Below are 20,223 nucleotides of genomic sequence, written 5' to 3'. Positions count from 1 at the left end.
TTGGCTCGGAGAAGAAAGCAGAGGCTATGCATGTCGCGTCATACAATAGAAATTCTGACATCCATTTTGACATCTTAGCGGTTGAGATCATATACATTAGATTCATCACTAATGGACAAAAATAAAACGTCCTTCCGCCTAACAAGCCAATGGGACCGCATCAGAAGAGCACCTAGTTTCTCGTGTCGTGGACTTCAACTCTCCCCCTCTGCACCCACAAGAAGGCTAGAAGTAAAATAGATAAACCAGCTCTAGCCTTCTTACACATATCAATCACATATCAATGGCAAGAGGTGATAGTTATAAGCTCAAGAGGGTAGAATAGTTAAGATGAGCTTCTGAATCAACAAAACCCTGTTCCTTGCCAGGAAGAAAGACAACCACCTTGTCTTCTTCAAAGAGCAGTGCAGTTCCAATTGGCATAGCGATATATGGGAACAGAGCTGGCAACCCCTTCACGATATGCATTAGATGAACCTTGCCCAGCTCATCAGGATTATCATGGTCGTGGCTCTTATCACAACAGCCAATAAACCAGCCACTAAACTGGCCCTCAGGCTCATGGTACCGTTCGGCCATCAGAGGGCGTAATTGCTGGATAGTCTCTGGTGTCACACAACTACCAATAAGTGCGAAATGTGCGGGAAAAGGATATTGCACATTACCCGTAACCCGGTTGCGCTGCATGGCCTTATGCTGGATTTGCATAAGCTCCAGAGTTCGCGCTACCCCAGGCACAAAAGGCACATCATCAAATGCGAAGAGGGACTCCTGCTCCTCAATAAGCAGCGTATCTGAGCCTGTGCCACTAATATTATCCTCGTCACTTACAAAGCGCAATAATGACCAGTCATACTGAAATGTCTGCCCAGGCAGAATACGCTTCGGCTGGCTCTGAATATAGCACTCTATAAACTCCAGCAAGTTAAGCAGGAGCCTGTGGCGCAGGTCATCATTCGACCAGGGAGCCAGGACCGCGAGCTCACGCTGCCCTAAAACGTTCAATCCTTCTGTATATGCCCAGCGCTGCTGATCTTCGGCATTGTGAAAATAAATATGCATAACAAAGCTATTCTAGCAAAACGGCTGGCGTAATAGCAAGCCATAAGGCTCATAAACACCTTCTGAAAGCTTGTAAAGCTTAACAAATATATCGAACTTAGCGCTAATTTCTCAAGGAAACTTAATACACGAGCAACCTTGAGAAATCGCTTTTTTGGCTATATACCAGCGTAAAATCCCAAGATTGCCCTATCTTAACTATAGAAACCCTTCTGTAAAAACCAATACAATGACCCGCTTGTGGAGCGGTTTTAAACAACCATCCATGGACAAAGTCTAGTGCTCCGTTCGTTAAGTGCAGTAGCAAAACGGATTGGCTTCTAGAACCGGATCATGCGATAAGCCTGCTTGTTTTTGTTACTGGTGGATTTAACAAAAGCAGCACTAAGCAATAAAAGCTCATTAAAATACCGTAAAAATTTAGCCTGCTTCCCTGCTTTAATTGACGCAAAGGTACCAACAAAATCAAAAAAAATTCCCAGGCGACTTTCCATAACGGAGATGCCGAGAAGAGCGCCCCCAACCCACATAGGGCACCCGATAAATGACTTTGCTGGGAAATCTTATCAGATTGTTCGAACAAGCCTCTGCGAAAGGCGTCACAACCTCGGTAGGGACCCGGTTTTACCGCGTCCGAAGGCGATTGATCGCCTGTGTATGAAAGGGAGGCAGCCTCCAGATGCTGTGAACGTGTGCCCATGTTTGGCAGATTCGCCCTTCTGTCTCGCACGTAATTCTCTGAGAAGAGAAAAGTGATGCCTACAAAGCATCACTTTTTGCAGAAATAAGTATTGGACAATATCAAGCAGGAGCGGGTATACTTGGACTGTGCACAACCTTGAGGATATGCCCGGGCTGTAGAAGAGGAGAAAACTTATGACCGATGAGCGTAATGAGCGGATTCAGAGCCGCTTTGGCGTGGCTGCCAGCGATTATGTCACCAGCGCAGTGCATGCCCAGGGACCTGATTTACAGTGGCTAGTCGAGGCGGCGCGGCTGGATGGGAGCGAGGTAGTGGTGGATGTAGCGACCGGGACGGGGCATACCGCGCTGGCGCTGGCCCCCCATGCCCGCGAGGTTGTGGCCATTGACTTCACAGCACCTATGCTTGAGGCGGGCCGCAAGCTCGCTCAGGAGCGCCATATCGCCAATGTGCGTTTTATCGAGGGGGATGCGCACGCGCTTCCACTACCGGATACATACGCGGATGCCGTGGCATGCCGTCACTCGGCGCACCATTTTGTGGACTTGCCCCAGGCGGTGAGAGAGTGGGCGCGTCTCCTTAAACCCGGCGGGCGACTGGTATTGATTGATGCAATCGTACCAGAGGAGCAGGTGCCGGACGACTTTATTAACCAGATCGAGGTCCTGCGCGATCCCTCACATATACGCAACCGTTCTGTGAGCACGTGGCTACACCTATTGGAGGAGGCAGGTATTTCGGCGCGCCTCGAGCGTAGTTGGGGCATTCACATGGACGTGCCAACGTGGACGCAGCGTATGCGCACGCCCACGGAGAATGTGCAACGCATCCTATCTATGTTCGCGGCGGCCACCCCAGAGGAGCGAGCCAGCCTCAAGCTACAGCAGGTAGATGGCGTCGACTGGTTTGATCTCCCAACCGGGCTATTTGTCGGCGAGAAAAATAAGTAAGAAGAGGTTCTGGCTGGGAAGGGCACGCCCTTCCCAGCCAGAACCTCTTCTTATTCACCGGGTTTTAGATGGCGCCGGGATGACTAATGGGGAGGAGACAGCGATCTGACTGAACGGTATCGGGCATAACCTGGCGGTAGACATCGAGGTACGCGCGAGTCATGGCCCTGGACGAGAAGTGTTCGTCGACATGGGCACGCACCTGGGTGCGGTCGAGGTCTTTCACACGCGGCATGGCCTCGACCATTTCGTCGAGTGTATCCACAACGAAGCCACTGACACCGTCATACACAACCTCGGGCGCCGCGCCGCGTCCAAAGGTAATCACGGGACAGCCCAGGGCCATGGCCTCGACCATAACCATGCCAAAGGGTTCTTCCCACTCGATAGGGTTGAGAAACGCCGTGGCGCGGCTAAAGGCCTGGATCTTGCCCTCTATATCCAGGGGGCCGAGATAGCGTATCTGCTTATCATCAAACTGAGGCTCAAGCTGCTCATGGAAGTACTGCTCAGCCTCAGGCGAAGATGTATCAATGGTTCCGCCCAAATGCAGAGGAACTCCAGCACGTCGTGCCGCCTCAATAGCCAGGTGCGGTCCCTTTTCGGGCGAAAAGCGACCCAGCCAGACATAGTACGGCTCAACCTGGGCATCGGCTGGAATAGCGTACTCGTTCATGGAGATACCATTGTAGACAACGCCTGCCCAATTTAAGGCCCCCTGTCCCGCCTCCACCTGGCAGGCCTTGCGACTGATCGCGACGACGGGGCACTGACGCCCCCATTCATAGAAGAAGTAGTTGTCCGCGTCACCCTGCCAGGTGCCGACCCGGTCAAAGGGTATATGGCTATGCATCGTAATGATATGTGCCATCTCCAGCGAGGCCAGCATAGGCAGAAGATACATATCTGTGGATGAAGAGAGATGCCCATGAACGACATCGTAGTCATTCTCCTGCTGGATGTGCTGCACGGCTTTATACATATGGAAGTAGGCCTTAAGGTGTGCTTGCCAGGGGGTACCCTCTTTCAAGAGCGAGTCATGATAAAATGAGATATGCCGGGCCGATGTCTGTGCATCGGCAGGTGCATAGAGGGTAACATCGTGTCCCTCGGCGACAAGCTCTTCCACAAGATTTTTCAAAACAGACTCTGTCCCGCCATAGTTTTCCGGAGGAATTGGCAGCCAGGGCGGTGCGATCTGCGCGATTTTTAAGCGTTTCTTTTGCTTTATACTCATAAATGACTTTTTGTGCCTTTCGTATATTCATAGAATCAAAGTATTCTTCTTCCAACCAACACAATCTTACTTACCTCATCCCTTTATAGTACGATTCTCTCTGGGTAGAAGGTTACTCATGCATAGTAGTCTGGTGGGGGTGCCCTTGCATATATTGCCCTTTGTTTTTGCCACTAAAAATAGATGGAGGGGATGCTGACGGTGGGGCTGGTGGCGGAGAGATGCCAGGTGCTATGCTTCTGGAAGCTGGTGGCGCGGTAATAGAGGTCGATGGTGGGGAGGTGCCAGCGTACATCTGAAGGCAGATAGGCGCTGTTCCCGGCCGTCAGGAGGAGGTTGGCAATATTCTTGCAGGCCAAGGATTGGAGACAGTTCAGTGTGACATGAGTCATGCTGGGCGTGATCGTTACCTGTGAGAGGCTATATGGCGCATTGTGGCTGGAGCGGGGTGTGGGAATGATCTGCCCAGTGTGAAAAGGCAGGGTGAATTGAAAACGGAGCGGCTGTGACCCCTTATAGACGGTAGTGGTGCCGCCTGTCGTCTGGTCGACAAGCCACATCGAGTGGATATCCAGGGTTACATGAAGCTGGTGAATTTCGCCTGGGGTTGGACTTGAGGGCAGATAGAAGAAAGAGATATCGTTGTTGGTGTTGTACTGGCCAAAGAACGTGCTATAGGCCGCGTACTTGTGCCCTATGGTTATGCTTGTGTGTAGTTCCTGGATGGAGAGCGTGCCAAACATGTCCGGGACATCGTTCAGGTTGTTGTAAGCGGACTGGAGGAGGGTATAAGCCAGGCCGATAGCATTAGCATCGGCGTAGGCCTGTTGAAGCCTGAAAATAAAGCCGGGGCGCGTAGATTGTTGCTGATTAATATCGCTATAGAGATGTGAGTTGCAGATGGAGGGCTGCGCGTGGCTATCGTTGGACTCGTCGGCGAAGAAGCAAGCTGGCCGGTCGACGCGGGCATCATAGTACGCAGGGGTAAAGACTGGAGGTGCTTTAAGCTGGCCTGAAGAGACTAACTGATTTTTATTCACAAGCAGTAGAGCCATACCGGACGTGAGTAGAGAGACGACGAGAAGCAGAGAGGTAAGCATCAGGCCCAGGCGCAGGAAGATGCGTTGGCGTAGTGGGCGAGTATAGGAGGCCGAGGATGAGAGGCGAAGCAGAGTCAGTCCCTGCTGATCGGACTGTTCACCCTCCTCTTCTTCTCTAGCGAGAAAGGGTGAGTTGACCTGCTCGCCAGGCTGTGGCAGAGCCAGAATTGCCTCGCGAAGCTCCTCCTCCGTCGCGGAGGCATATTCACCAGAACGCAGCCAGGACCAGGCCGACTCCAGATGGGTGCGCACGCGCCGCTCCGGTAGGCCCAGGCAAGCGGCAACCTCAGCCAGCGAGAGCCGGGCCACCACATGTAGGACCAGGCAGGCTCGTTCATAGAATGGCAAGCGAAGCACCGCCTTAATGAGTGGAGGGGTGCTTGTAGGCAGCGCGAGGAGCTGATAGAGGGGCCAGGAATGGCGACGCAGACCGCGAGCAGAGGGCTCCTGAGCATCATAGGCGATATTGGTCGCGATACGGTAGAGCCAGGTGAGAAAATCCGCACCAGGCTCCAGACCTGGCAGAGCCTCCCAGGCACTCCGAAAGGTATGAACAGTCAAAGGGGTGGCTTTCTCTTCCCCCAGCAGGCGAACAAGATAGAGCTGAATGCTGGAGCTATAGCGCATGAAGAGCCCCTGCATACCCGCGATATCGCCAGCCTGCGCCTGCGAGATAAAATCCTTGTCACCGGAACTGCTCATAGTCTTGGCTCCTCGATTGGAAACAAATTTTCTGCGGCCCCCATTTACGGCGCTTCCAATTCCCATGGGCGCCCGATTTATGACGTTGCTGGGAAATTTCATCAGGTTGTTCGAGCAAGCCTCCGCGAAAGGCGTCACAACCGAGGGGGGCGCGTTCCTCAATTTCCCAGCAACGTCATAAATCGGGCGCCTATGAAGGGAAACGGGATGGCTTTACAGCGCTCTTCAGGGTTACAGGTGATGTTGGTATTATAACATTACAATATATGGAAATAACATGTACTTGCGGTGGCTTATTGGTACTAAGGAAGTTGAAGGTTGAAGAACAAGATATACCAATTTTTGTGGACGTCACGCATAAATTTGATGGCTTTGATGAGTGCAGAAGGTGTTTTTGTGCTATAATGGGGCAAGATTGCTCGTTGAGCAGGTTATTTTTTTCAACCTTCGGGACCATGCTAGTACTTTTTGCCAGAAAAGATGCTAGACATGACGATTGGCAAAAAATCTTATACTATCTTTTCTAGGTATCGATACTGAGGTATAAGACATTTGACCCGTGAAAGTTCTGTTTTCAGTCTTTTAGAATAAGACACAACCTCATCACCCAGAGGGGTTGAGATCGGGAATATTTCTGGCGGGTTGGTCGCAGGATACGAGATTACTTTGTTGGCGCGTGAGCTGGCTCACACATGCTCGCCGCCAATGGCAGGGTTCGCGCGGATTGTGGTAGCCCAGAGCTGGCACCCAGTGACCACAATCCCCCTGAACGCCAGTGGGGCATTTGCTAGCACGACCCCACTGCGAAAGGCAGCACTGCACATCCGTGGATCGGAAAGTAACAATGTATGGATCATGTGCGTCAGGCACCCAAGAGGCACATGATAGTAATTTTGGGGGATGTACACGTATTGATGCTTGAAGCCCATAGGCAGAAACGGGTATCCTGAACACCAGTGGGACTGGTGGCGAGTAGGCAGGCTCACTCACGCCTACTAAATTGGAGATCATGGATATGCCGGGTTGGACCGCAACTTGAGGCTTCAGGTAGTGAATACGCGCGATTATTTCCCAGGGAAAGGTAGAGAAATCGTATGTTCAGAAATATGCTGCGTTGGATTATTCCACTGGTCGTCTTGCTCATCGTCATCACCGTCGTCGCCATCGGCTCATTCGCCTACACCCACGCCGCCGGCGTCACCCCGCCGCGTCACCAAGCCACTGACCAGACTACGCCAACTCCAAGCGCACAGCCAGATATATACTGGCATGATTAAAAAGCCTATGGGTAAATTCAGGGAGCAGCGCCACCTTCGCTCGCTGGCGCTCCCTGGCGGGGGATGCGCTATTTACGTACGCGCCTACGGGTAGTTGTTGCGTGTTAGCATTGTTATTTTTGTTATCCTTATTTGATGGAAGATAGCCACTCGCGTACCTCTTCGGCATTGCCATGACCTATCTGTTCTAGAACTTTCAAACTCTGTTCGCCTAATTGCTGTGCCTTCTGTGTATTTTCTTGTATGGCGGCAATGCGTGCCAGACCATATTGAGCCTGGGCTTTTTGATCAATAGCACCTTCAGGCAGGATATCTAGCATCTCAGAGAAAGCGCCATCTGCTTCTTGAAGCCTATTCTGTATGAGGAGAACATTACCCAATTCGTACAGAGCTCCTGCTGTCATCTGAGGAATGCCAACTTGTCTTGACAAGGTTAAACTTTCTTGTAGATAAGACTCTGCTTGTTTATAACTTCCTTTTCTACGAGTTACTAAGCCTAAGTTGATAAGCAAAATACTAGTCCACTCTCGATGCTCAATTTGACGGGCAACTTCTAGCCCCTCTTTTAAATATGCCTCAGCCTGTACATAATTCTTCATATCCATTTCAGCAGCGCCAAGATTAGCTAATAGAGCACTGGTTCGCTGACGATGACCAATATGCCGCGCTGTTTCTAAGCCTTCTTGAAAGTATTTTTTCGCTTGCAAATAGTTTCCTTGTTGACCAGCATTTACACCCAGGTTAGTCAAGATAGCAATCGCTAACTCATGATCTTGCATTTGCTGTGCGATAGTTAAACCTTCTTGTAAGCATTCTTTTGATTTCGCTGACTCTCCTCGTAAATCATAAACAGAGCCTAAAACCCTTAGTATGCTACTTATACGCTTTTTGTTATCGATCTTGCGTGCTATGACTAAGCCTTCTTGCAGGTATTTTTCTGCTTCTGTGTAGTTACCAAGTTTCCAGGTAACCCATCCTAGATCATTCAAGAAGGCGCTAATCTGCTCTGGATTATTGTGCTCGCGGGCGAGGGTGAGGCCCTGCTGGAAGACATCTGCGGCCTGGGGGAGTTTTCCCTGTTGCTGGAGGACCTGGCCGGTGTAGAGGAGGAGGGTGGAGAGGGTGCGCTGGTCGTTGAGGGTAAGGGCGGCTTCCTGGGCGCGCTGGAGGTGCTGCTCGGCCTGGGCGTAGAGACCACGGAGCTGGAGGTAGGGGGTGAAGGCGATGGTGCCCTGGATCAGCTCAGGCAGCATGGCGAGCCGGTGGGCCTGTTCGAGAGCCGTGAGGATGGTGGGACTCTCAAGCTCAAGCTGCTCGTAGTCGCTGCTGTGCTCCGCGAGGAAGGCGCAGGTGTAGGCGACGAGGCGGCGCTGGGCGGCATCGTGCTCTGGTGAGCGCTGGAGCTGGAGATAGGTGTAGTCGCGAATGGTCTGGTGGAGGGTGTAGCGGCTGGCTCCGCTGCTCTCCAGGATGCCGATGTCGATGAGGGTGTCGAGGATGTCGACCTCGCAGGTGGCGACGGCCAGGGCTGCCTCCTCGGAGAATGTGTTGGGGCGTGCAGGGAAGACGGAGAGGGCGTAGAAGGCCGAGCGCGTGGCCGGGCTGAGCTGCTGATCGGTGACGGAGATGACGGAGTGTAGCGAGAGCTGGATATCTGTAGTCAGGCTGGGATGAGCCTCGACGGGGCCGTGTGGCTCCTGGATTTGCAGGCGCTCCTCGGCGTTGCTCAGGCGCTCCAGGGCGGCGGTGATGCGGCGGGTCTGCCCGCTATAGGTCTGTTTGCGCAGGTAGTTGCCCATGAGGGTCAGGGCCAGGGGGAGACCGCCCACGGCGTGGACGAGGTCCTGGGCCTTCTGTACCTCGCGATCAACCACGCCCGGCGCGAGGAGGCGCAGCAGGGTCATGCTCTCCTCGTCGTTGAGAGCCTGGATCTTCTTCGCGCCATCCAGGGCGATAAACGAGGCGATCTCGGGATAGCGCGTGGTCAGCAGGTGCGCGCAATTGGAGCCACCAACCTTGAAGGCCAGGGCCTCCTCGGTGCTCCAGGCGTCGTCGATGACCAGGAGCATATAGCGTGTGCCAATGGCGTTATGAATGGCGCGCGCCCAGGCGTGTACATCGCTCAGAGAGGCCATCTCGGTCGCGGAGATGCCCAGGAGGGTGCCCCAGCGACTCAGCAGACCCAGGATGTTTGGTTTTGGACCAAGGCCGGCCCAGAGAATACCATCGCGGAAATGGGCGCGCACATCGCGGTCATGGGCCAGGGCGATGGAGAGCGTCGTCTTGCCCACGCCGGGCAGGCCATTGAGCGCAGTCAGGGCCACGTTACCGCCCGTGAAGAGGCGGCGTTTGATATCGGCAAGCTCTTCATCGCGGCCAACCAGGCGAATGGCAGGCAGGAGCGGAACGGCTGGATCAACAATAGTAGCGGCAGGCGTGGGAGACTCCTCGGCAGGAGATTCTACTTCATCAATATTTGAAGTGGTAGCGGCTGGGGGTTCGGAGCTTGCGCTGGGTACAAGGTCAAGTTCCTGGGTGGTCAGCCCGAAGAGCTGGCAGAGTTTGCGCCGAAAATAAGGATTGGGGCGCGTAATGCCGCGCTCCCAGCGGCTCACATTCACATGCGTGGTCCCGATCTGTTCCGCGACATCCTGCTGTGAGAGTGAGCGTGCGATCCGAGCTTCGGTGAGCTTCAGACGCGGTTGTGGCTCAGTTGAGGGAATGTGATCCACGTGCCATTCCTTTCTGGGCAACAGAAAATGATAAATATGTTTAATTGAATGATAACATATGATCTTTGCTCTGTACATGTTCATCAGGCATAATTAGATCAGTAAATCTACCTGCTACGTGAGGGAATACGCGGAATGGTAGAAGCCGGGCAAGGGGGGGAGGGACTGAAGCGCATCAAACCCCGAGCGCGTAAGCGCCGGCAACTAAGGGACTGGCTGCCAGGGAGTGATGAGGAACTCTTCCCCAGAACCTTTTTTATTAAGAAGGTAGCAAAACCAGGACACAGGCATTTCTTTCCGGGCACAGGCAACAAAGGAGCGGCGATGCATATGCAAGAGCAAGAATGCAGAGCGAATGTGTGGAATCCTGTACAGGGAACGGCGGCGACGCGGGCATATCCAGGTGTGCGGCGCGTACGCAGCATAGACCTTGTTCCATTTGAGAGCGAGGCCACACAGAACTCCGATGAATATGTCTGGGAGGGCGTGTGGGAAGCACCTGAACAAATGGATGAATTCGCTGTTTCAGGCATACGGGTCCAGAGCGAGCCACTGCACCAGGAAGCGATCGACTGGATCTATGAGGCCAGTCCAGCCGCCGAGATAAGCCGCATTACTACGCAGAAGCTTCTCCGGCAGCGTGGCCAGGCCACTGGTATGACACCGATCATCCTGGAGGCGAAGCCCACGCAATCCGCAGCGACGCAGGTAGAGCAGCATGTACCTGCCATGAGCAATCACGAGCAGCCTGTGAAAGGGAGACGCCTCTTCCTCTGGCTGTTGAGCCTGCTGGTGTTAGGAATTGTAGGTATCATGGTCTGCGGCTATCTGCTCGCCGCCATAGGCAACGGAACCCTGTAGGTTGTTCGGTACCAATGTATTGCGCATGAATGCTCGCAACCTTGGTAGGGACCCGATTTATCGTGTCCGAGCGCCATTCATGGCAGAGCGGCGCAAGCCTACTTTTGCTGGGTATGCACCTACCATATAGTTAGCGGTCCCCAACAGGAACGGTTCGGGCTGCGCCCACAGGCGATCAATCGCCTTCGGACGCGGTAAACCGGGTCCCTACCGATGGGGGCCATGAGCAGCGGAACCCTGTAGAGCCGTACCAATAGCGCCACGCACTCACAAGGCAGGAGAAAACAGCATGCAAAGGCCAGCAACACGCAGTAAAAGCAAGATGACTTCAAGCGATCTGCGACGAGACAACGAAATCTTACACTTCTCCCTGCAAGATGCGTTGCCGCAAGGGCATATTATGGCCCTCAATCCCAAATTTGGTACGCTCTCCTATCTCTCATACGAGAGCGACCGCCTGCTGATGATCGCGCAGGAGCAGTTTACCGGCACCGAGATGAGCGTTCTGCTCCCGCTGCTGGAGATGTTCCCCTACTACTGCCCATACGAAGTGTTATATGCCAGCTTCTATAACGGCAGCGTCAGCGAGGAGAACGTCGAGGAGAGCCGCGAGAAGCTCGACCAGGCGATAGAGGATGAGCAATGGGACCAGGAGATGCGCCCGATTCGCGATGCCCTCTCGCGCACACGCATCAAGCTGCGCAAGTTTGGCATTGACATCTCATCGATCCTGGCCACAGGCTACATCCTGATGGTAGCCTCAATGCCCAGGCCCATCATCAAGCCGCGCGAAATCGAGCGCGAAGCCATCATCGTCCTGTAACCAACAGCCCAAGTAGCGGGCTAAACACCGGGTTGAGCAATGGGTGCCATACACCACACCGTCCCTTTGCTCCCTCACCCCCGGTCGGCATGCGTGGGGTTTTGCGGTCCCCCCACGCATCCGATGCGGGTTCTTTTTTATTTTTGGCACCGTTCGAAGTAATGGCTGGTTGCTTTTGGATTGGTGTTGGGTATACACTAATAGGGTGAAGGGTGAGCGTTTCTGTTTCCCCCCGTTTTTCTCCTCTGAGATGATGTATGGTGGGCCTGCGGGCCTGTGTATAAGCATGACCACAGTGGAATATTTCTCTGTATTACGTGGTGTGAGTTTGGTGTTGGGCCTGGTTCTATGCTTTTTTGATATTATGAGGTCTTATGAAAAAGTTGGTGCATTTCTCTGCTTTCTGGCGGCAGTTCCAGTTGACGCGGGCGGACCTGGCTTATGGGGCACGCCTGATCCTGGTCGTACTGCCGCCTTTGCTTATTGGTCCCGCTATTGGTCAGAGTAAACTGGCGGCCATGGGGATGCTGGGTGGATTATATACAGCCATTGGTGGCACGAGTGGACGCTATCGCGACCGAGTGGTGGACATGCTGTGTATCGCGAGCGGCATGGCCATAATTGCCTTCCTGGCGAGCGGCCTGAGCGTTAGCGGCGTTGTACTGGCGATAGCGGCCGCTCTGTTGATTCCTTTTATTTTGAATATGTTAGGAATATTTGGGACCTCGGCGGGGCGTGTGGGTCTCCTGGTTACAATTGTCTTTGCCATGGTGTTGAGCGAGGAGGGGAGCTGGCAGACCGGTATCTATGTGGCGCTGTCTATGCTCATCTGTGGTCTGTGGGCCATAGTACCGACGCTATTGCTGTGGCCGCTGAGGCCCTACCAGCCGGAGAGACAGGCCGTGGCGAGCTATTACCGGGCGCTGGCTGGCTTTTGTGGTGCGCTGGAGGGTCCGATGTATGACGAGGGACAGCGGAAAGCCCTCAAGCGCGCGCGTGGACAGGTCTGGCAGGCCTATAACCAGGCGCATAGCATGGTAGTCGCCGTGCATGCCGGGTCGGAGGAGACGCCCCTGCCCTTGCAGCGCCTCTTCCTCTTAACCCTGCACGCGGACCACTTCTTTCAGACGGCGATCTCACTGGGAAAGTTTGGCGAATCAATGCCACAGGTTGCGCGCGTGGAACCTGTGCGCCAGGCATTGAACGCGGCGGTCAGCGAGTTTGGGCGTGTCTTGCGTCAGGTGGGTGCCTCGGCCTTGAACGAGAAGGTGCTGGTAGAGACGAATGAGCTGAATCGCAGGCTGGTGGAGGTGAAGGCGCGTGAGGACGAGTTGCGACGCCACATGCAGTCCCTGATGGCGCGCTACACGGCGGAGCCAGTGGGGCGCGCGAGCACCCTGACCAGGGTTCACCTGACGCGGCTGGTGGATGAGGAAGATTATAAGGGGATGATGCAGGTCTTGCAGGTGCTGCGAACCTGCCACCAGGTAAGCAATGCCCTGCTGGTAATCGTCGCGATGCTGAAGCAACAGGACCAGGAAGAGAGCCTGCTCCAAACGGCGCTGCGCCTGGCCTACCGCCAGGAGGTAAAGCGCAAGAATCCCCTGGAGACCTTAAAGACCCAGTTTACGATGCAGTCGGCCACCTTCCGCCATGCCCTGAGAATCGGCCTGGCGATGGGAGTTGCCACAGCGATCTACAGACTGTTTGAGATACCGCATGGTTTCTGGATTGCCCTGACGATCATGGTGTGCCTCAAGCCGAATTATAGTACCTCGAACCAGAAACTGGCGCAGCGCTTTATAGGCACATGTATTGGAGCCTGCATTGCTGCCGCCCTGGTCGCCCTCGTACGCGTGCCATCCGAGATGCTGCTGCTACTGGCGGTCTTTGGCTTTATCGGCTTCTGCTACTACCAGCGCAATTATCGCGTCTTCGTGATGTTTATCGCCCCCTTCTCCCTGTTGCTCAATTCCATGGCCACGCCGGGTCAATGGGAGATCGCCCTTCTGCGCGTGGGCTGTACGCTGCTGGGCTGTCTACTGTCGCTGCTGGCGGTGGGCTTCCTCTGGCCAGAGTGGGAGCGAGAGCGCCTGCCCAAACGGCTGGCGAAGGCTATCGCTGCCAACCGCGAGTACCTGCGGCGCGTGCTGGCGGGCTACGAGGGCCAGGAGAGCAGCATCAACGGTATGCATAAAGTATATAAAGCCATGTCGCTGACCAACGCCGATGTCGCAAGTGCCTTTCAGAGCCTCATGGACGAGCCAAAGGGGCAGCGGGGAGATGTTGAGCGCTGGGACGCCTTGATTACCTATAATCAGCAGCTCGCCGATTGTATTACCGCGCTCTCCGCGCACATCCCGTTGATGGTGCGCGAACGGCGCAATCTCCCTCGCCTGGAGCGCTTCGCCAGAACCATAGACAACGTCTTGCACCAGATTGAGGCGGCGCTCCTTGAAGGCAAGCAGGCGCAGGAGGTAAGCGGCCTGGTGGAGAACCTGCAAGAGTTGCAGGCGACCCTGCAAAGCCTGATTGCCGAGCGCCTGAGCTGGCAGCGGGCCGAGCACATGCAGACCCAGGCCATGAGCACTCGTCGCCAGGCCTTAAAAGACCTTGTCCCCATGATGCTGGTCCTCGACGAGATCGCCCAATATACCACCGGCATGTGGGAGACCGTGAAGATAGGAATACAGTAGCTGCGTACGCCAGTAGCGGGCGCCCGCTACTGGCGTACGCGGCTACTGTGGGGGACTAATGCGCCTGATAATGGGCTTCGGAGGCTTTGAGTGCGGCGCCGGGTTGGGGGAGTGTGTAGCCACATTCAGGCAGGATATGTTCCAGGGCGCTCAAGACGGTGTAGACGTTCTGGCGGCTGGCATTGTAGCCCATCAGTCCGATGCGGATGAGGCGCCCTTTGAGCTCGCCAAGCCCACCTCCGACCTCGATGCTGTACTCGTTGAGGAGGGCCTTGCGTACAGCCAGCTCATCGACACCTTCGGGGATGAGGATGGCCGTGAGCACGGGAAGCTGATAGCCGGGCTGGGCAAGCAGTTCCAGGCCCATAGCCTTGATACCGGCTTTGAGGGCATCGCCGTGGAGCTGGTGGCGCGTGAAGCGAGCTTCGAGTCCCTCAGCGTGTGCGATGCGCAGGGCTTCGTACATCCCATAGACAAGATTACTACAAATCGTATGGTGGTAGGCGTGATCGCCGTTCCAGTAGCGATTGAGCGCCAGGAGATCGAGATAATAGCTCTGAACGGGCGTGCGGCGCTTCTTGATTACCTCGATGGCGCGCTCATTGAGCGTCACAGGGGCCAGCCCGGGTAGCGCGCCGATGCACTTCTGGCTTCCAGAATAGGAGGCGTCGATGTGTAGAGCGTCGATCTGCACGGGGAGGCCACCCAGGCCACAGACGGTATCAACGACAAAGAGCGCGTTATGGGCATGGGTCACGCGCTCAAGGTCTGCGAGTGGCTGATGTAGCCCGGTCGAGGTCTCTGCGATGGCGGTAGCGAAGATCTTGGCCTCGGGATGCTCCTTGAAGGCTTGCTCAAGGGCTGCGGCATCCAGGGGCTGGCCTGGCTCGGTCGTCAGTACAATAACATTAGCTCCGGCGCGGCGCGAGATATCAATGATCTTACCGCTGAAGTAGCCCAGGCTCCCCGCGATCAGAGTATCGCCAGGCTCAAGTAGGTTGGTTAGCACGGCCTCGGCCCCAGAGAAGCCCGAGCCAGAGACGCAGCAGGTCAGCTCGTTCTCGGTCTGGAAGAGCCAGCGCAGCAGCCCGGCGGTCTCCTGCATAATCGCGAAGAGCTCTGGATCGAGATGTCCCAGTTGAGGCGCGGCACCCACCCGTAGCACACGCGGATCAACATTGCAGGGACCAGGCCCCAGTAGCAGGCGATAGGAAGGATTCAGCTCGGGAGGCGTAGCCCCCTCTGAGGAGCCTGTAAATGGGCGGGCAAATGTTTGCGACATGGGTAGTTTTCCCTTCTAGTCATGTTTATGGTGTGTGGTGCCGGATGACTTCCATTCACCCCGCACCACACACCATAACACATTATCTATTGACCTGGTTGGGTGGGCGCTGGCCCTGGACATGGGCCACGATGTTTTCTGCTGCCATGGTTGCCATGCGTGCGCGTGTTTTCAGCGAGGCGCTGGCGATATGGGGTACGAGAACCACGTTCTCCATGCTTAGAAGCTCTGGTTCGACGGCGGGTTCATGCTCGAAGACATCGAGGCCAGCCCCGGCGATCTGCCCGGATTGCAGGGCGCGTACCAGGGCCTTCTCGTCCACTACGGGTCCACGCGCGGTGTTGACGAGAATTGCCGACGGTTTCATCAGTGCCAGCTCGCGCTCGCCGATGAGGTGATGGGTTGAGGATGCGTAGGGGACGTGCAAACTCACAAAGTCGGACTGGCTCAGGAGTTCATCTAGCCCACCATAGGTAAGCTGGTAAGCATCCTCGATATCAGCCGGAAGGCACTTTGTATTGTAGTAGAGCACACGCATATCGAAGCCACTGGCGCGCTTCGCCATGAGCTGGCCGATGCGCCCGGCGCCGATGATTCCCAGTGTTGAGCCGTGGACCTCGGCCCCACAGAAGAGGAGAGGACCCCAGCCGGTAAACTTGCCCGCGCGCAGGAAGCGTTCGGCCTCGGGTAAGCGCCGGGCGGTCGCCAGCAACAGGGCGAAGGCCAGGTCGGCGGTGGTATCCGAGAGAATGCCCGGCGTATTGCTTACCGCGATCTGCTGGCGGGTCGCGGCCTCGACATCGATATTGTTATAGCCGACCGCCATGTTCGCCACCAACTTGAGACGAGGCGAGGCGCTGGCGCAAGCCCCCAGTAAGCGCGCATCAATGGTATCGGTAAGCAGGCAGAGCAGGTAGTCATGGCCGGGTGCGCGGCGTGACAGTTCTTCCGGGGACCAGATAACGCCCTCGTCCATATTGGCCTCAACCTCACCAATGGCATGCAGGAGGGAGTAGGCGTCGGCGGGGATTTTCTGTGTCACAAGAATCTTCGGTCGCTCAGACATGCAAAGGCCTCCAGAAAAAATATCAGCGAGTAGGAAAAGGGAGAAGCGGACTTTCATTGTAGCAAACGTATCGCTGAAGGTGCAAGCTAAAGCAGTGCATTTGTTTAACCTGATACAAAAATAGAGCCGGGAGACATTGGTCTCCCGGCTCTATTTTTGTATCAGGTTAAGATGTAAGGCGCTCGGCAACGTCGTTGAGGCGACGCAGGAACTGACGATCCTGGAGGCGCTCCAGGATGGGGCGCGCCATGCCAAGGTACCTGCGGTCACCTGTGCGCTCGGCAAGCACAATGTCCAGGCGCGCGGCATGGACGACTTCCTGGTACTGTTCAAGCTTTTCCAGGGCGCGTGCGAAGCGCTCGTTATCGTCGGTGAGAATCGCATAGGCAATCTCAATATCTTGTTTGAAGGAATTGCCTGAACCGAATAGGTCCGTTTGGGTATTGGGAATCAGCTCTTCAGGGAAGGGGAGATTACGTTCAAGGCAGAATAATAGGATGATGCGGGCCATGCCTCCCTGGTAATCTGTCAGCTTCAACGATGAGGCTCCGATGTCATCAGTCTGATAAATCTCGATGACATTCGTAAATTGTTCGCGCAAGGCAAAAATCTCGCCAACAACGCGCCGCAGGAAGGCGGCAATAGAATCAATAGTGGGCCGATTCTCGTGTGCCAGCGCCCAGCGCAGCAGAGAGAAGTAGCCATCAAACATATTGAAGGTGCTCAGGTCGCTACTGTTCTGCTCACGAATTTCCTCCATCTTAGGATATAGAATTTCGAGCAGGTCCCAGTGACCCGTACCAAAGGCAACGGGCGCGATGCTAGAAAGAGCTGCACTCAAATGGAGCAGTGATTGACCAGGACGCAAGCTTTTCAATTCTTGCAAAACAAGTTCAAAACTTGCTTCATAGTTCTTCATGTAGCCATAGGAGAAGACAAGCATATGCAGTGCGTCACCCAGCTCGGCGGCTGAGAGATGAGGGATAGCACGGCGGCGCTGGTTGACTTCGAGCATGGCTGGATAGTCACGCAGGCGCATAAAGAGCGTCGTCTGGGCATCCAGGGCTTCGCTGAGGGCCTGAGGATCGTTCTGTTGTTCGAAGTAGGTCGTTGCCTCCTGGGCGACAGGGAGAATCTGCTGTAGCTCTTCTTTACTGGATTCTACAATGTGTGAGCGTGAGAAGCAGCGAACGAGGTGGATACGCCATTGCTCGTACTCATTGCCTGAGGCGGCGACGAGCGTTTGAGCACGTTCAAGTAGAACGGGAATTTGCTGCTCCGTACCCTCGATGCGTTCCCAACCGCCGCCACGGGTATAGTTGATGAGCAGTTTGCGCAGGAGGCGTGCCCCGACCAGGCTCTGGGACGCGTCTGGTGTGTGTTCTGTGTTCTGTTTCTCCCAGTATGCGAATGCTTGCTGATAAGCTTCTGCTGTAGTACGTGACCAGAACATACAATCGCCCAGTTCTTCATAGATTGCAATTAATTCGCTCTCTGGCGCGATGGCGATGGCGCTCTGGAGGTAGTTCTGGGCCTCGAAGTAAGCCCCGGCGTGGCTGGCCAGGTGGGCGGCACGGCGCAGGAAGTGCAGGGCCTTGCTGACATCGAGCTGGAGCTGTGTACGGATAGCGGCCTGGCGCGAGAGGGTCACCGCCTCGCGATAATGATAAGCGATCAGCTCGGCGTACTCGTCGAGATGGTCGGCGTTGAGCGTCTCCAGCGAGGTCGCGATCTTCTCGTGCAGGCGCACGCGCTGTGTACGCGCGAGGGTGCCATAGGCGACATCGCGGAAGAGGATGTGGAGGAAGGCGTAGGTATGGCCCTCCGATGGTACAAGAATGTCGCGTTCGAGCAGGCCATCGAGTGCCTGTTGTAGCTCGCTCAGGCTATACTCGCTCAGGACCTCGGCTAGCATGGTCAGCGAGAGGGCACGCCCGGCGACCGAGGCCACCTGGAGCACCGAACGCTCAGGCCGTGAGAGCTGATCCAGGCGCGCCTGCACGGCGGCATGGACCGTATCGGGGAGCTGTTCAATACTTGCGGTGTCCCCAGTGAGCCCGCGTTCTTGCAGGCCTCGCAGCAGCTCCAGGGCGAAGAAGGGATTGCCCCCCGAGCGCTCAACGATCTGGGTGCGTACAGCCTGAGGGACGTCCTGCATCAGGTGTGAGATCAACTCCTGCGTGTTGCGCGGCGAGAGGGGTTGCAGGGCCAGGGAGGTGAAGTTCTGGCGCCCTCCGCCCCAGTTGGGACGGCGATCCAGCAGCTCGGGACGGCTGAGCGCGATCAGCATGAGGGGGGCCTGAGTACGCAGGTGGGTGATGTATTCCACGAGATCGAAGAGGCTATCGCTGGCCCAGTGCAGGTCCTCGAAGATAACGATGCGTGGAGCCTGGGTCGCCAGGACCTCGATCAGCAGCCGCCAGGCGGAGAAGATATTCTCACGGTCGGTCGTGGTCTCGCCTTCAATACCCAGGGTTGCCAGGATCAGGTCCGCCAGGCGCTCCGCGTCCGCTTGAGCATAGGAGGCCTCGCGGAAGACGTGGGCCACGTTCGGACGCGTAATAGTAATATCACCGCCCTGAATAAGCTGGCTCAAGAGGCCGCGCAGAGGCCAGTAGGTCAGGGTCTGGCCGTAGGGGAGGCAGCGCGCCGTCGCGACCTGAAAGTTCTCATCGAGGTCCAGGCGCGCTAGAAACTCTTCCAGCAGGCGCGTCTTCCCAGTCCCGGCGGGCGCGGTAATGGAGACAAGCTGTGGACGCTCCTCCTCCAGAGCGCGGGCCTGTAGGAGTGCGAGCTGCATCAGGTCCTGCTTACGGCCAACCAGGGGCGGGCGCTCAACCTTGCGCGTGGCGCGCGGTCCTTGCAATGGATAGACCGTGAGGGGTCTGCTCTTGCCCTTGACCTCGGCGTGGCGCGAGGCATCGAAGAGGAAGGCATGACTGGCGGCGGCATAGGTCCGTTCACCGGCTAAGATCTCGCCGGGATTGGCGTTCTGCTCCAGGCGGGCCGCCACGTTTACGGCATCGCCAGTCGCCATGAACTGGTTGCTGGTAGAATCGCTGGTCGCCATGACCTCGCCCGTATTGACGCCGATGCGTAGCTGGAAGATGGAACCCAACATCTCATCGTCAGCGACGGCCTTGCGCAGAGCCAGGGCGGCGGCCAGAGCGCGCTCTGGATCATCACCATGGGCCTGGGGGAGGCCAAATATCGCCATCACGGCGTCACCGATAAATTTCTCCAGCGTCCCCCCATGCTGGGGAATGATCTGGCGTGCATGTTCATAATAACGGCCCATCAGGGCGCGGACATCTTCGGGATCCAACTCATCGCCCAGGGCGGTCGAACCAGTGACATCGGCAAAGAGGATACTGACAAGCTTGCGCTCTTCTGGCATGAGGACTCCTTTAGCACATTGAAAGAATCTAAATAAATGCTGAGATTGCTTTTATATACATTTTAGCATAGAAGCTTGTGAATATGCTGTTGCCTGTGCATCAAAGAGTAAGGGGTGCGTGAGTGGAAAATGGGGCCAGGCCCCATTTTCCACTCACGCACCCCTTACCCTCGAGAGGACGCCAGGGGCGGCGGCAGAGTAATGGGAGAAAAGATAAACTGTACCTAAATCACAGTGTAATACGTTGTAGAAGAAAAGCCACCTACATCAATGGCAGAGATGATTTTGAACTCGTAAGCAAGCACAAAAAGGAGAATGGAAGCGTGAGAGGAGGC

The 20,223-nt window shown here is 55.6% G+C and carries 13 protein-coding genes; 5 read left to right on the top strand and 8 right to left on the bottom strand.

Going from position 1 to position 20,223, the window contains the following annotated elements; all coding sequences use genetic code 11:
• Nucleotides 1-300: 300 nt before the first annotated feature.
• Nucleotides 301-1,062 carry an immunity protein Imm33 domain-containing protein gene (locus tag KRAC_RS23330; protein WP_007911357.1) on the bottom strand — a complete coding sequence of 254 codons (762 nt, stop codon included), beginning with the start codon at nucleotides 1,060-1,062 and terminating at the stop codon, nucleotides 301-303.
• Nucleotides 1,063-1,938: 876 nt separating this feature from the next.
• Here KRAC_RS23330 and KRAC_RS23320 point away from each other — a divergent pair.
• Nucleotides 1,939-2,715: a class I SAM-dependent methyltransferase gene (locus KRAC_RS23320; protein WP_007911356.1), complete on the top strand. Its 777-nt coding sequence runs from the start codon at nucleotides 1,939-1,941 to the stop codon at nucleotides 2,713-2,715.
• Nucleotides 2,716-2,779: 64 nt separating this feature from the next.
• Here the strand turns inward: KRAC_RS23320 and KRAC_RS23315 are convergent, their stop codons facing one another.
• The 3 genes from KRAC_RS23315 to KRAC_RS71565 all read right to left on the bottom strand — a co-directional run bounded on the left by KRAC_RS23315 (nucleotide 2,780) and on the right by KRAC_RS71565 (nucleotide 6,611).
• A complete protein-coding gene (locus tag KRAC_RS23315; protein WP_007911355.1) occupies nucleotides 2,780-3,952 on the bottom strand; it encodes a glycosyltransferase family 4 protein in 1,173 nt (390 codons plus the stop codon).
• 173 nt (nucleotides 3,953-4,125) lie between these two features.
• Nucleotides 4,126-5,754 carry an RNA polymerase sigma factor gene (locus KRAC_RS23310; RefSeq protein ID WP_007911353.1) on the bottom strand — a complete coding sequence of 543 codons (1,629 nt, stop codon included), beginning with the start codon at nucleotides 5,752-5,754 and terminating at the stop codon, nucleotides 4,126-4,128.
• 686 nt (nucleotides 5,755-6,440) lie between these two features.
• The gene (locus KRAC_RS71565) at nucleotides 6,441-6,611 is read right to left on the bottom strand and encodes a hypothetical protein (protein ID WP_157506983.1); all 171 of its coding nucleotides are present in this window, start codon (nucleotides 6,609-6,611) and stop codon (nucleotides 6,441-6,443) included.
• A 237-nt stretch (nucleotides 6,612-6,848) separates the two neighbouring features.
• Here KRAC_RS71565 and KRAC_RS23305 point away from each other — a divergent pair, with 237 nt between their 5' ends.
• A complete protein-coding gene (locus KRAC_RS23305) occupies nucleotides 6,849-7,031 on the top strand; it encodes a hypothetical protein (protein WP_007911349.1) in 183 nt (60 codons plus the stop codon).
• 128 nt (nucleotides 7,032-7,159) lie between these two features.
• Here KRAC_RS23305 and KRAC_RS23300 read toward each other — a convergent pair whose 3' ends face one another.
• On the bottom strand, nucleotides 7,160-9,763 hold the full coding sequence (locus KRAC_RS23300) for a tetratricopeptide repeat protein (protein ID WP_007911346.1): 2,604 nt from the start codon (nucleotides 9,761-9,763) through the stop codon (nucleotides 7,160-7,162).
• A gap of 135 nt (nucleotides 9,764-9,898) precedes the next feature.
• Between KRAC_RS23300 and KRAC_RS23295 the strand changes: the two genes are divergently transcribed.
• The 3 genes from KRAC_RS23295 to KRAC_RS23285 all read left to right on the top strand — a co-directional run bounded on the left by KRAC_RS23295 (nucleotide 9,899) and on the right by KRAC_RS23285 (nucleotide 14,143).
• On the top strand, nucleotides 9,899-10,624 hold the full coding sequence (locus KRAC_RS23295; protein WP_007911344.1) for a hypothetical protein: 726 nt from the start codon (nucleotides 9,899-9,901) through the stop codon (nucleotides 10,622-10,624).
• A gap of 289 nt (nucleotides 10,625-10,913) precedes the next feature.
• Nucleotides 10,914-11,447: a hypothetical protein gene (locus KRAC_RS23290; RefSeq protein ID WP_007911342.1), complete on the top strand. Its 534-nt coding sequence runs from the start codon at nucleotides 10,914-10,916 to the stop codon at nucleotides 11,445-11,447.
• 374 nt (nucleotides 11,448-11,821) lie between these two features.
• The gene (locus KRAC_RS23285) at nucleotides 11,822-14,143 is read left to right on the top strand and encodes an FUSC family protein (protein ID WP_007911341.1); all 2,322 of its coding nucleotides are present in this window, start codon (nucleotides 11,822-11,824) and stop codon (nucleotides 14,141-14,143) included.
• A gap of 55 nt (nucleotides 14,144-14,198) precedes the next feature.
• On the opposite strand, the gene KRAC_RS23280 is transcribed toward KRAC_RS23285, so the two are convergent.
• The 3 genes from KRAC_RS23280 to KRAC_RS23270 all read right to left on the bottom strand — a co-directional run bounded on the left by KRAC_RS23280 (nucleotide 14,199) and on the right by KRAC_RS23270 (nucleotide 19,888).
• Entirely contained in the window at nucleotides 14,199-15,425 is a 1,227-nt protein-coding gene (locus KRAC_RS23280) for a pyridoxal-phosphate-dependent aminotransferase family protein (protein ID WP_007911340.1), read from the bottom strand.
• Between the two features lie 82 nt (nucleotides 15,426-15,507).
• Nucleotides 15,508-16,491, bottom strand: coding sequence for a 2-hydroxyacid dehydrogenase (locus tag KRAC_RS23275; RefSeq protein WP_007911333.1), 984 nt, complete (start codon nucleotides 16,489-16,491; stop codon nucleotides 15,508-15,510).
• A 166-nt stretch (nucleotides 16,492-16,657) separates the two neighbouring features.
• Nucleotides 16,658-19,888, bottom strand: a complete 3,231-nt coding sequence (locus KRAC_RS23270) for an ATP-binding protein (RefSeq protein ID WP_007911331.1) — start codon at nucleotides 19,886-19,888, stop codon at nucleotides 16,658-16,660.
• Nucleotides 19,889-20,223: the final 335 nt, after the last annotated feature.

Origin of the sequence: Ktedonobacter racemifer DSM 44963, assembly GCF_000178855.1 — a bacterium.
Lineage (GTDB): Bacteria > Chloroflexota > Ktedonobacteria > Ktedonobacterales > Ktedonobacteraceae > Ktedonobacter > Ktedonobacter racemifer.
This window is presented reverse-complemented; position numbering and strand designations above follow the sequence as displayed.